We start from the raw sequence: 1,033 nt of genomic DNA, 5'->3' as shown, positions 1-1,033 counted from the left end.
GTTTGGCTTTGTCGGGTGTGGCGGGTGCGGGGCTGGGGTTGCCCCCAGCGGCCGGGGGCGTCGTCGTCGACCTCGGGGTGGGCGGGGACCCATTCGACGTGGACGTGGCGGGAGGAGGCGTTGACGTCCACGGGGAGGACGGGGATGCCCATGCGGCGGGCCTCGGCGACCATGAGGCGGGCGGGGTACATGCCGGGGTCGTGTTCGAGGATGGCGGCCATGAAGGCGGCGGGGTGGTGGGTCTTGAGCCAGGCGGAGTGGTAGGTGGGGACGGCGAAGGCGGCGCCGTGGGCCTTGCAGAAGCCGAAGGAGCCGAAGGCGGAGAGGGTGGCCCAGACTTCGTCGATGACTTCGAGGGGGTAGCCGCGGGCGAGGGCGCCGGCGCGGAAGGCCTCTTCGACGAGGTGTTCCTGCGGGCCGCCGAGGAGGCGGCGGTGCTCGTCGGCGCGGGCCAGTCCGCAGCCGGTCATGACGTCCATGGTGCGCAGGACCTGTTCGTGGAAGACGGTGACCCCGTGGGTCTCGGCGAGGACGGGCCGCAGGTCGGGGTGCGGGTAGTGGGCGGGTGCCCAGCCGTGCCGCTGTTCGAGGAAGGGCCGGACCATGTCGGACTGCATGGGGCCGGGGCGGAAGAGGGAGATGTCCACGGTGAGGTCGTTGAACTCGCGGGGGGCGAGTTTGCCGACGAGTTCGCGCTGGCCAGGGGACTCGATCTGGAAGCAGCCGAGGGTGTGGGTGGTGCGGATCATCGCGTAGGTGGCGGCATCGTCGAGGGGCACCTGTTCGAGGTCGATGTGCTCGCCCGTGGCGCGTTCGACCTCGGCGATCGTGTAGGCGATGGCGGACTGCATGCGCACGCCGAGGATGTCGAGCTTGAGGAAGCCCATGGGGTCCATGTCGTGCTTGTCGAACTGGCTCATGGGCAGGCCCATGCCGGAGGGCTGGACGGGGGTGCGGTGCAGCAGGGCGGCGTCGCCGAGGATGACGCCGCAGGGGTGCATGGAGATGTGGCGGGGCAGGCGGTCGAGGCGTT

Annotated in this window: 1 pseudogene; it reads right to left on the bottom strand. The window is 70.9% G+C overall.

The annotated features are described in order from the left end of the window. Positions 1–1,033, bottom strand: a pseudogene (locus tag AB0N07_RS52190) (DNA polymerase III subunit alpha); the annotation flags it as partial.

Origin of the sequence: Streptomyces sp. NPDC051172 (genome assembly GCF_040682555.1) — a bacterium.
GTDB lineage: Bacteria > Actinomycetota > Actinomycetes > Streptomycetales > Streptomycetaceae > Streptomyces.
The sequence above is the reverse complement of the archived record's forward strand: the minus strand, read 5'-3'. Positions and strand labels throughout refer to the sequence as shown.